We start from the raw sequence: 9,972 nt of genomic DNA, 5'->3' as shown, positions 1-9,972 counted from the left end.
GCAGACGTTTCATGATCATGTAGCCGAGTGCCCCTGTTTCAAGGACAACGATGACCGCATGAAGCGCGGTGCGCATGATGTTGAACCCCAGCTCGGAGGAGGGGTAGACCAACGCGGGCATTACAAAGGTCAGCACGAGGTGATGGACGGCGATTGTTGCCGCCGCCGCGAGCAACGCGCGGATGCCCGACATGGTTACGATCACTGCGAGCACCGCAAAATAAAGCATGTGACTGTCAATCTGGAGCGGGTGCCCGATCAGCGCGGCGTTGAAAATGATGGTCGTGCCCACGAGCGCCTGTGCCGTAACGATGCGCGAGGGGCGCGGCGCGAGGCGGGGCGCAAGCAGGCCGATGGCGGCAAACACCAAGCCCCCCACTAGCGCGAGAAGCGTGTGCCCCCCGTCAAAGAAGACGAAGGCACATACAAGGGCCGCAATCACAGCGTTGGCATACCCCAGATATCGGGTGGCTTCCGCTTGCGTTTGCTCGAAAGTCTGGTTGTTGTCAGGCATTTTCCACTCCACATATTGAGGCAATCAAAGTCCCGTCGAACAGGGTCCAGACGCCATTTGCCCGTAATTCAGAAAGATCCGTGTGTGCGCTTGCCTCGACCAGAATCCCGAAAGGGGCCCGATAGGGAGCAATCTCGCGCAGGCCGGCGTTCGCCAGCGTTTGGTCGATATTTGCCCAAGGGGGGATCACGGCCAGACCGGGACCACCGCGATAGGGGCTGCTTACCAACATCGCGGGGGCGATGAGGAGAGAGGTCAGCATCAGAAATGCGATAAGGATGCGGTCAAGTGAGGACATAGAGCGAGCGATTCCAAAGACGGTTTAGACACTCTCTAAGGCGCAATTCTTGCTTTTCGCTTAACCGCCCGCGCGTTTCGTCACCCTTCCGCGCTGTCTTGTGCGCGTGCGCGGGATCGCATAGACGAAAAGAAACGTTCAAATCTGCGAGGCTACTTGATGCGTCTGTCGCGTTACTTCCTTCCCGTTCTTAAAGAAACGCCCGCCGAGGCGCAGATCGTCTCGCACCGCCTGATGTTGCGCGCGGGGATGATCAAACAGCAAGCCGCCGGGATCTATTCCTGGTTGCCGATGGGGCTCAAGGTGCTCAGACGCATCGAGCAGATCGTGCACGAAGAACAGCAGCGCGCCGGGCACATTCCGCTGCTTATGCCGACGCTGCAACCGGCCGACCTTTGGCGCGAAAGCGGCCGCTATGACGATTACGGCGACGAAATGCTGCGCATCAAAGACCGGCAGGGGCGCGAGATGCTCTATGGCCCGACCAACGAAGAGATGATCACCGACATCTTCCGCAGCCATGTCTCAAGCTACAAAGACCTGCCGCTGACGCTTTACCACATCCAGTGGAAGTTCCGTGATGAGATGCGTCCACGCTTTGGCGTGATGCGCGGGCGCGAGTTCTTGATGAAAGACGGCTACAACTTCGATGTAGACAAGCCCGCCGCGCTGCATGCCTATAACCGCCATATGGTCAGCTATCTGCGCACCTACGAGCGCATGGGCCTGACCGCGATTCCGATGCGTGCCGACAGTGGCCCGATCGGTGGCGACGATACGCACGAGTTTCTGGTGCTGGCCTCTACGGGCGAGTCAGAGGTGTTCTACGATTCTGCAGTGACCGAGTTGAAGCTGGGCGCGCGTGAGGTCGATTACGACGACCGCGAGGCAGTGGCCGCGATCTGCCAAGAGTTCACCACGCTATATGCCCGCACCGACGAGACCCATAAGACCGAGCTTTTCGAAGAAATCCCCGAAGAGCGCCGCCGCGTCGGGCGCGGCATCGAGGTTGGCCAGATATTCTATTTCGGCACCAAATACTCTGACGCGATGGGGGCCACGGTCGTTACCGCCGATGGTGCGCGCGTGCCGGTCGAAATGGGCAGCCACGGCATTGGCGTTAGCCGTTTGTTGGGCGCGATCATCGAGGCGAGCCACGACGAGCGGGGCATCATCTGGCCCGAGGGCGTAACGCCGTTCCATGCCGGTATCGTCAACCTCAAGCAGGGCGACAGCGCCACCGACGCGGCTTGCGATGCGCTTTATGCTGCGCTGAAGGGCGCAGGGCTCGACCCGCTTTATGACGACCGCGACGAACGCGCGGGCGCCAAGTTCGCGACGATGGATCTGATCGGCCTGCCGTGGCGGCTGACGGTGGGGCCGCGCGGTCTGGCAAAGGGCGTGGTGGAACTGACCAATCGGCGCAGCGGAGAAAGCGAAGAGCTGACTGCCGAGGCGGCGGTTGCGCGGTTGGCGCAAATCTATGCAGGCCACTAAGGCGGCGCTGACGCAAACGTGACGCGGCGCTGCGGGCGGACCGGGGTTAAGGTCGGGGCGATGAAGCCCCGATTCCGCCATGTGTTTTGACCTGATGCCTGTTCGCGCCGCACTTGCGATGGCGGCCTTGGCCCTTGCCGCGCCGGCATGGTCTGACACGTGGGATTATGGTCGCCGTAACACCGACCTTGCGCCCGCCTTCGACGGCCAGACCCGCGCGCCAAAGCTCGACAGCGGCATAGGGGTGCAGGTTGAAACGCTGGCGCGCGGGCTTGACCACCCGTGGGGCATCGCCGTTTTGCCAGAGGGCGGGTATCTTGTAACCGAACGCGCAGGTACTTTGCGCCACATCACAGCCTCGGGCGCAGTTGGTGCGCCGATCAGTGGTGTGCCCGATGTGGTAGCGCGCGGGCAGGGGGGCTTGCTCGACATCGCCCTTGCGCCTGATTTTGCTAGCTCGCGCCGCGTCTATCTTACCTATGCCAAACCTATGGGGCCCGGGCTTTCGGCCACCGCCGCGGCTTGGGCGCGGCTTTCGCCTGATCTGCAAAGCCTCACGGACCTCAGCGATATTTTCGTGCAAACCCCGCCTTCGCGTACCGAGGCGCATTACGGCGCGCGCATCATTGCCACAGGCACGCATGTGTTCATCACCACGGGCGAACATTCCTCGGCCAGCGAGCGGGTTCTGGCGCAGTCGCTCGAGGCGAGCTACGGCAAGGTGATCCGCTTGCTGGCCGATGGCGGGTTGCCAGCAGACAACCCCTTTTCAGGCGGGCAGGGTGCTGCGCCGCAGGTCTGGTCGCTGGGCCACCGCAACCCGCAAGGCGCCGCGATCCGCCCGGGAACCGATGATCTTTGGACGCTGGAACACGGACCAAAGGGCGGAGACGAGTTGAACCTGATTATGCGCGGCGCGAACTATGGCTGGCCGCTGGTCAGCTACGGCGAGAATTATTCCGGCACGGCGATCGGGGCAGGCGCTGCGCGCGGCCCCGGCCTGACTGAACCGCGCTATTTCTGGGACCCGGTGATCGCACCCGGCGGGTTCGCCTTTTACCGGGGCGCGCTGTTTGCAGGCTGGCAAGGCGACATCATCGCCGCTTCGCTAAACCCCGGCGGTATCGTGCGGCTCAAGCTGGAGGGCGACCGCGTGGTGGGCGAAGAGCGGTTTTTATACGGGCAGATGCGTATTCGCGATATCGAGATTGCGCCCGATGGCGCGATACTGGCATTGGTTGATGCGACCGATGGCCGACTCTTGCGCCTGACGCCGGCACGCTAGGCGCGCCGCCCTTGACCCTGCCGAGCGCCCGGCCCAATTTGGCGCGAATGCGTGGAGCCCCCCTTGACCCGAACCCGCCCCTTTGCCGCCTTTGAATGGATGATCGCCTGGCGCTATCTGCGCGCGCGCCGCGCCGAGGGCGGGGTTTCGGTAATGACATGGATTTCGCTGATCGGCATCACACTGGGTGTGATGGCGCTGATCGCGACGCTGGCGGTGCGCGCGGGCTTTCGCGGAGAGTTTGTTGACACCATTCTTGGCACGAACGCCCATGTGACGGTCTATTCCACGGGTGCCACGACCGAAACCGGTGCCTATACCCGCGCCATGCCCGACTTTGCTGAACGCGCCGAAGCCATCCGCGCCATCCCCGGCGTCACCCGCGCCGCGCCGCTGGTGCGCGGGCAGGTGATGCTGACCGCCTCGGACCGCTCTAACGTGGCCGAGGTCTACGGCATCAGCGCCGAAGACCTTGCCACCATTCCGCGCGTTGCCAACTCGGAAACCTCGCTGGGCGACATATCCCGTTTTGGCGAAGGTATCGCGATCGGCTCTGGCCTTGCACGAGAGCTTGGGGTGGGGGTCGGCGACCGGGTGCGGATGCTGTCGCCCAATGGCGCAAAAACCCCGTTTGGCGTCAGCCCGCGCGTTTCGACCTATGAGGTTGTCTATGTCTTTACCGCCGGGCGTTGGGATATCGACCGAACCCGCGCCTACATGCCTTTCGCCGAGGCGCAAACCTTCTTTAACCGCGAAGGCTCTGCCGACGAAATCGAAGTATTCGTCGATGACCCAGAGGCGGTGGATAGTTGGGCCCCGGCGCTGATGGCCTCGCATAGCGGCACGATCCTTTGGACGTGGCGCGATGCGTCGGGCAGTTTTCTGCGCGCGCTGGCGATCGAAGACAATGTGATGTTCGTGATCCTTTCGGTGCTGGTGCTGATCGCGGCGATGAACATCACATCGGGGCTGATCATGCTGGTCAAGAACAAGGGGCGCGACATCGGCATATTGCGCACTATGGGGCTGAGCCAAGGTTCGGTGCTGAGGGTGTTCTTTCTTTGCGGTGCTTTCACCGGCACGCTTGGCACTGTGGCGGGGGTGACGCTTGGTTGCCTGTTTGCGCTATACATCGACCAGATCATGTCATTCGTGAACTGGGTCGGGGGCGGCGGCGTCTGGGACCCGTCGATCCGTGGCATTTACGAGCTACCGGCCGAATTGCGGCTTGCGGATGTGCTCAAGGCGGTGGCCCTGTCGCTGGGGCTTTCGCTGGTAGTCACTATTTTTCCCGCCCGCCGCGCGGCGCGGCTGAACCCGGTCGAGGCGTTGAGATATGAATGAGGTGCTGGCGCTTCAGGGCATTGAAAAGGGCTACATGCTGGGCACACCGGGCGAAGTGCAGGTGCTGCGTGGCGTATCGCTGACGGTGGCGCGCGGCGAGGTGGTGGCGCTGGTTGCACCCTCTGGCGCGGGCAAATCGACCTTGCTGCACATCGCAGGGCTGCTTGATACGCCCGATGCGGGCTCGGTGCATCTGCTTGGGCAGGATATGGCAGGGCTTGCCGATGCGCGGCGCACTGCGGCGCGGCGCCAAACGCTTGGCTTTGTCTACCAGTTCCACCACCTGCTGCCCGAGTTTACCGCCACCGAAAACATCGTTCTGCCGCAACTGGCAAATGGCGTGTCTCGCAGCGCCGCCAAGGCCCACGCCGAGGCGTTGCTGGCCCGCGTCGGTCTTGCCGACCGCATCAACCACCGCCCCGCCGAGCTTTCGGGGGGCGAGCAGCAGCGTGTTGCCTTTTGCCGCGCGCTGGCCAATCGCCCGGCGCTGATGCTGGCAGACGAGCCTACCGGCAACCTTGACCCCGCCACATCGGATCAGGTGTTCGGTGTGCTGATGGAGGTGGTGCGCGAAACCGGGTTGGCGGCGCTGATTGCCACACATAATATGGCGCTGGCTGCGCGGATGGACCGAGTTGTTCGGCTGGAACGCGGCCTCGTCGTCTGATCTGGCGCAAGGCGCGCTAGGTGGCCCGAGGCTAGCATGAAGCGCAAGGAGGCCCCGATGCTGAACCGTCTGATCGTCCCGCTTTCCATCCTTTCCGCGCTTGCCGCTTGCAGCACAGCGCCCGAAGCGCCCGCAACCACGGGGGCTTCCGACTACGCGGCCTATTGCGCCGCGTGTCACGGTGCGGGCGGCAAAGGCGATGGCATCCGCAGCGCCAGCCTCGACCCCGCTCCGCCAGACCTTACCAGCATTGCGGCGCGCAACGGCGGCACCTTTCCACGCGCCAAGGTGATGACCCAGATCTGGGGCTATGCCCGCGCGACCCCCACCCCGGGGATGCCGGCCTATGCCACGCTGCTTGCCGGTGATACGGTGCTTTACGACAGCGGCGACGGTATCCTGACACCAACCCCGCTGCGGCTGGTGGAGTTGATGGAATATGTGCAGGGGTTGTGAGGGGCGGTGCCGCTTTCCAGCCTAGGGCCGAAAGGAAGCACCGAGCGGCTATGCGCCGCTTGCGGGGCTAATCCGATAAGTAGCTGGGGGATGGTGAGGCGGGTGCGCCCCCCCTCACACATCCAACTCCTCCACAAACCTTGCGTTTTCCTGAATGTACTGGAACCGCAGTTCCGGCCGCTTGCCCATCAGCCGTTCGACCAGTTCTGCCGTCTCGCCGCCCACCTCGTCGTCGATCGTCACCCGGATCAACTTGCGCGTTTCGGGGTTCATCGTGGTGTCCTTCAAGTCCTTGGCGTCCATTTCGCCCAAGCCCTTGAAGCGTTGCACGTCGATTTTGCCCTTGCCGCCAAGGCCCTTTTCCAGTGCCGCTTCCTTCTCGGCGTCGTCTGAAACATAAAGCCGCCGCGCGCCTTGGGTCAGCCGATACAGCGGCGGGCATGCAAGGTAGAGATGCCCCTTGTCGATCAGGGGGCGCATCTGGGTGAAGAAAAAGGTCATGAGCAAGCTGGAGATATGCGCGCCGTCCACATCGGCGTCAGTCATGATGATGATCTTTTCATAACGCAGATCATCAAGTCGGAACTTGCTGCCAAGCCCCACCCCCAACGCCATGCTGAGGTTGGCGATTTCGGCGTTGTCGCCCATTTTGGCCGAGGCCGCGCCAAGCACGTTCAGGATCTTGCCGCGCAAGGGCAGCAGCGCCTGATTCTTGCGCTCGCGCGCCATTTTGGCGCTGCCCCCGGCGCTGTCGCCTTCGACGATGAAAAGCTCGGTGCCCTCGCGGCTGGCGGATGAACAATCGACCAGCTTGCCCGGTAGCCGCAGTTTTTTGGTTGCGGTCTTGCGCGCGGTTTCCTTTTCGGCCCGCCGCTTCAGCCGCTCTTCGGCGCGCAGCACCAGAAAATCGAGGATCGCACCGGCCGATTTGGTATCGGCCGCCAGCCAGTTGTCGAAATGGTCGCGCACAGCGCCTTCAACCAGCCGTGCGGCTTCGGCGGTGGCGAGGCGGTCTTTGGTCTGACCGACAAACTCGGGCTCGCGGATGAAGGTTGAAACCAGCGCGCAACCGCCGAGCGCCAAATCGTCGCGGGTGATCTCGGCCGCCTTTCGGTTCTTGACCAGTTCGCCGTATGCGCGGATGCCTTTCAGGATCGCGGCCCAAAAGCCTGCCTCATGCGTGCCGCCCTCGGGGGTGGGCACGGTGTTGCAATAGCTTTGGATGAAACCATCGCGCGAGGGCGTCCAGTTGATTGCCCATTCCACCGATCCGGGGACGCCAAACTTTTCGGCAAAACCCACTTTGCCCGCGAAGGGCCGATCGGCGTAGTTGGTGCAGCCCTGAAGCTGCTCGCCCAGATAATCGGCAAGGCCGCCGGGAAAGTGGAACACCGCTTCCATCGGCGTATCCCCATCGGGAATCTCGCATTTCCAGCGGATTTCGACGCCCGAAAAGAGATAGGCCTTCGATCGCACCAGTTTCAGCAGCCGCGCCGGGCGAAAGCGGTTGTGCCCGAAAATCTGTTCGTCGGCGTGAAAACTGACCGTGGTGCCACGACGGTTGGGGGCAGAGCCTATTTTCGCGATCGGCCCCAAAGGTATCCCGCGCGAAAAGCTTTGTTCCCACAGTTCGCGGTTGAGTGCGACCTGCACGACCATGCTGTCGGAAAGCGCATTGACGACGCTGGCCCCAACGCCGTGCAAGCCGCCTGATGTCACGTAGCTGTCGCCCGAAAATTTGCCGCCCGAATGCAGCGTGCACATGATAACCTCAAGTGCGGACTTGCCGGGATACTTGGGGTGTGGGTCAACCGGAATACCACGCCCGTTATCGCGCACCGTTACGGTGTAGTCTGCCGCAAGCTCTACCTCGATGCGGGTCGCATGGCCTGCAACCGCCTCGTCCATCGCATTGTCGAGCACCTCTGCCACCAGATGGTGCAACGCGCGTTCGTCGGTGCCGCCGATATACATGCCGGGGCGCTTGCGCACCGGTTCCAGCCCCTCGAGCACCTCGATCGAGGATGCGTTATAGGTTTCCGGTTGGGCGGAAAGAAGGTCGTCTGCCATGGCACCTGCTCGGGTTTGATTGCCGCATATTGTGGCCGAACCAGCGCGCCGGGGCAATCACTTGATTGCCGCCGGCCTGCGTCGAGTTGGCAGAAATGGCGGTCCCGCGCCTAAAGCCCCCAGACAGCCTGCGCCTTTGCATCCCAGCCGAGCGTCATCTTTTCGCCGTCGGAAAGTAACGGGCGTTGCATCAGCGTCGGGTTTGCCAGCAACTGGGCATCCGCCTCGGCTTCTTTCATCCAGGCATTCAGGCCGCGCCATGTGGTCGAGTTGCGGTTGACAAGGCGGCTGCCAAACTCGGCAAGCAGCGGTGCCCATTCCGCCTCGCTCAGCGGGTCGGCGCGCAGATCGCGGAAGGTGACGGAATAGCCGGCCGCCACCAGCGCCTTTTGCGCCTTTTTGCAGGTATCGCAGGTGGGTATGCCGTAAAGGGTGATTGGGTTGGTCATGCCGGCTCCGCTGTCCGCTTTTCCCACATTGCCTTGAAAGCCGGGCGCGCCTGACAGGCGGCAAGCCAGCCCTTCACGGCGGGAAAGGCATCCATCAACGCCGCGTGGGCCTGCGCGTAGCGCACCATTTCGGCCATGTTGATGTCGGCCACGGTAAAGCGACCGCCCACGACATGCGGCGTCTTGGCCAGATGCGCCTCGAGCACCTTGAAGGGGCGTTGCAGTTTTTGCGTGGCCGCCGCGATCACCGCGCGCCCTGCCTCGGTTGCATCTTCGCCGCGCGCATAGGCATAGGAGATTTCGAGCGCCGGGCCCTCGATCGCGCTTGTGCCGTAAAGCGCCCATTGCTGCATCAGCGCGTCTTCCTGCGCGTCGCTGGGCGCCAGAGTGCCGCCGAACTTGCGCGCGAGGTAGAGGTTGATCGCCAACGATTCGCTCAGCACGAAACCATCGTCGTCGAGCACAGGCACCGCCCCCGCCGGGTTGATCGCCAGAAACGCGGGCGAAGTGGTGTTGAGCGGGGCGTCCTTGGCTGCCGGATCGGGCAGCCGGTAGCCTTGAATCACCGGCACGAAGCGGTAGCTGGCCCCGAGTTCGGCCAGAAGCCAGATGTTGCGCGTCGCGCGCGAGCGATAGATCCCGTAAAGCGTCAGCATGCTGCCCCCTTGTTGCGTGCCATATCCTGAGGCTTCGCGCTGGCAATGAAAAGGGGGCGCGCGCAGTCGAGGCGGCAGCGTTTTGGGCGCAGGTGGCGCGGGGCGCACACGCTCTTGTGCGCTGCGGCGTCCGCCGCCATATTCGCGCTTCAGTACGGGGGGGGTAGGTAATGAGTAGCGGTTGGAACCAGAGGTTTTCGGGCGAGGGTTATTACTACGGCACCGCCCCGGCCGATTTCGTGGTGCGGCAGGCGGCGCGGCTAGATGCGGGCGCGCGGGTTCTTTCAGTGGCCGAAGGCGAAGGGCGCAATGCCATCTATCTTGCCCGGCAAGGGTTTGACGTTACCGCGTTTGACGGATCTGACGTGGCGCTGGCCAAAGCGCGGGCGCTGGCTGCGGGGCAGGAACCTGCGCCCGAGTTTCACCTTTGCCGCGCTGAAGACTGGCGCTGGCAGGCCGGGGCCTATGACGCGGTTTTCGCGGTATTCACCCAGTTCGCGCCGCCAGCGCTGCGCGCGGTAATATTTGAGGGTATCGCCACCACTTTGCGGCCGGGTGGTTTAGTGCTGCTGCACGGTTTTGCCACCCGCCAGTCCGAAAACCACAGCGGCGGCCCGCGCGACCCCGCGCATCTTTACACGCTCGATCTGCTCCACGTCGCGTTTGCAGGCTGGCAAATCGAAGAAGAGGCCGACTATGACGCAGAACTGCGCGAAGGTGCGGGCCACTCAGGACG

At 63.2% G+C, this 9,972-nt stretch carries 10 protein-coding genes and 1 pseudogene; 6 read left to right on the top strand and 5 right to left on the bottom strand.

All coding sequences use genetic code 11. The features are described 5' to 3' along the window. Both ABY403_RS08950 and ABY403_RS08945 read right to left on the bottom strand, forming a co-directional pair. Nucleotides 1–514: pseudogene (locus ABY403_RS08950) on the bottom strand (hypothetical protein); the annotation flags it as partial. Continuing rightward, nucleotides 507–776, bottom strand: a complete 270-nt coding sequence (locus tag ABY403_RS08945; protein WP_372840440.1) for a hypothetical protein — start codon at nt 774–776, stop codon at nt 507–509. The pseudogene ABY403_RS08950 and the gene ABY403_RS08945, both read right to left, overlap by 8 nt. Nucleotides 777–971: 195 nt before the next feature. Here ABY403_RS08945 and proS point away from each other — a divergent pair, with 195 nt between their 5' ends. The 5 genes from proS to ABY403_RS08920 all read left to right on the top strand — a co-directional run bounded on the left by proS (nt 972) and on the right by ABY403_RS08920 (nt 6,061). Continuing rightward, a complete protein-coding gene (gene proS, locus ABY403_RS08940; protein WP_372840439.1) occupies nt 972–2,309 on the top strand; it encodes a proline--tRNA ligase in 1,338 nt (445 codons plus the stop codon). Between the two features lie 79 nt (nt 2,310–2,388). Next, nucleotides 2,389–3,594 (top strand): PQQ-dependent sugar dehydrogenase, encoded by a 1,206-nt coding sequence (locus tag ABY403_RS08935; RefSeq protein ID WP_372840438.1) that lies wholly within the window; start codon nt 2,389–2,391, stop codon nt 3,592–3,594. 99 nt (nt 3,595–3,693) lie between these two features. Next, the gene (locus ABY403_RS08930) at nt 3,694–4,938 is read left to right on the top strand and encodes a lipoprotein-releasing ABC transporter permease subunit (protein ID WP_372840441.1); all 1,245 of its coding nucleotides are present in this window, start codon (nt 3,694–3,696) and stop codon (nt 4,936–4,938) included. Next, nucleotides 4,931–5,605 (top strand): ABC transporter ATP-binding protein, encoded by a 675-nt coding sequence (locus ABY403_RS08925; protein ID WP_372840437.1) that lies wholly within the window; start codon nt 4,931–4,933, stop codon nt 5,603–5,605. The genes ABY403_RS08930 and ABY403_RS08925 overlap by 8 nt, the downstream gene beginning before the upstream one ends. 57 nt (nt 5,606–5,662) lie before the next feature. Then, nucleotides 5,663–6,061: a c-type cytochrome gene (locus tag ABY403_RS08920; RefSeq protein ID WP_372840436.1), complete on the top strand. Its 399-nt coding sequence runs from the start codon at nt 5,663–5,665 to the stop codon at nt 6,059–6,061. Between the two features lie 114 nt (nt 6,062–6,175). Here ABY403_RS08920 and parE read toward each other — a convergent pair whose 3' ends face one another. The 3 genes from parE to ABY403_RS08905 form a co-directional block, all read right to left on the bottom strand. After that, the gene (gene parE, locus ABY403_RS08915; RefSeq protein WP_372840435.1) at nt 6,176–8,131 is read right to left on the bottom strand and encodes a DNA topoisomerase IV subunit B; all 1,956 of its coding nucleotides are present in this window, start codon (nt 8,129–8,131) and stop codon (nt 6,176–6,178) included. A 110-nt stretch (nt 8,132–8,241) separates the two neighbouring features. Then, nucleotides 8,242–8,580: an arsenate reductase family protein gene (locus ABY403_RS08910; RefSeq protein WP_372840434.1), complete on the bottom strand. Its 339-nt coding sequence runs from the start codon at nt 8,578–8,580 to the stop codon at nt 8,242–8,244. Beyond that, nucleotides 8,577–9,236, bottom strand: a complete 660-nt coding sequence (locus ABY403_RS08905; RefSeq protein ID WP_372840433.1) for a glutathione S-transferase family protein — start codon at nt 9,234–9,236, stop codon at nt 8,577–8,579. Before ABY403_RS08905 ends, ABY403_RS08910 begins: the two co-directional genes overlap by 4 nt. A 170-nt stretch (nt 9,237–9,406) precedes the next feature. Between ABY403_RS08905 and ABY403_RS08900 the strand changes: the two genes are divergently transcribed. Beyond that, nucleotides 9,407–9,972 (top strand): class I SAM-dependent methyltransferase (locus ABY403_RS08900; RefSeq protein ID WP_372840432.1); only part of this gene is annotated, 566 nt, incomplete at its 3' end.

The sequence above is a fragment of the Phaeovulum sp. genome, from assembly GCF_041596715.1.
Taxonomy (GTDB): Bacteria; Pseudomonadota; Alphaproteobacteria; order Rhodobacterales; family Rhodobacteraceae; genus UBA6213.
This window is presented reverse-complemented; position numbering and strand designations above follow the sequence as displayed.

Excerpts from the sequence above, each read along its gene's own strand:
- ABY403_RS08945 (WP_372840440.1), bottom strand. The coding sequence starts at position 776 with ATGCTGACCTCTCTCCTCATCGCCCCCGCGATGTTGGTAAGCAGCCCC.
- proS (WP_372840439.1), top strand. The coding sequence starts at position 972 with ATGCGTCTGTCGCGTTACTTCCTTCCCGTTCTTAAAGAAACGCCCGCC.
- ABY403_RS08935 (WP_372840438.1), top strand. The coding sequence starts at position 2,389 with ATGTGTTTTGACCTGATGCCTGTTCGCGCCGCACTTGCGATGGCGGCC.
- ABY403_RS08930 (WP_372840441.1), top strand. The coding sequence starts at position 3,694 with ATGATCGCCTGGCGCTATCTGCGCGCGCGCCGCGCCGAGGGCGGGGTT.
- ABY403_RS08925 (WP_372840437.1), top strand. The coding sequence starts at position 4,931 with ATGAATGAGGTGCTGGCGCTTCAGGGCATTGAAAAGGGCTACATGCTG.
- ABY403_RS08920 (WP_372840436.1), top strand. The coding sequence starts at position 5,663 with ATGCTGAACCGTCTGATCGTCCCGCTTTCCATCCTTTCCGCGCTTGCC.
- parE (WP_372840435.1), bottom strand. The coding sequence starts at position 8,131 with ATGGCAGACGACCTTCTTTCCGCCCAACCGGAAACCTATAACGCATCC.
- ABY403_RS08910 (WP_372840434.1), bottom strand. The coding sequence starts at position 8,580 with ATGACCAACCCAATCACCCTTTACGGCATACCCACCTGCGATACCTGC.
- ABY403_RS08905 (WP_372840433.1), bottom strand. The coding sequence starts at position 9,236 with ATGCTGACGCTTTACGGGATCTATCGCTCGCGCGCGACGCGCAACATC.